The sequence below is a fragment of the Gilvimarinus sp. 1_MG-2023 genome (assembly GCF_030548285.1).
This window is the reverse complement of record NZ_JAUOSC010000692.1, coordinates 1-303: the sequence shown is the minus strand read 5'-3', so window position 1 is coordinate 303 and position 303 is coordinate 1. Positions and strand designations below refer to the sequence as shown.

At 52.1% G+C, this 303-nt stretch carries 1 protein-coding gene; it reads right to left on the bottom strand.

Annotated features, from left to right (window positions below; translation table 11 throughout):
• The coding region (locus Q4563_RS18645; protein ID WP_303605572.1) for a DsbA family protein at positions 1 to 303 on the bottom strand (303 nt) is incomplete at both ends.

Here is a 303-nt window from a genome sequence, read left to right as displayed (position 1 = left end):
ATCAATGCCGGTACACCGCTGATGTTGAATGAGCGGATACGTTTGTCACCCTGGCTCATGCGGGATTTGACGGCAAAGTTGTCGTACGCCTTGTCAAACTGGGCTGCGGTAATGCCGCCGTTTTTGACCAGAAAATCGCGTTGGTCGTCTTTATCCAGCAGGCGTTGTTTTTCCAGATTGATGGCTCGGAAAATCGGCGTGTGTACCTGGTCGAGAATACCCAGCACATCGGCTACATAGAACAACTGCGCGTGTGCAACCCAGGCACGACCGAACATAGCAGGAACGCGGGTAAATTCAACA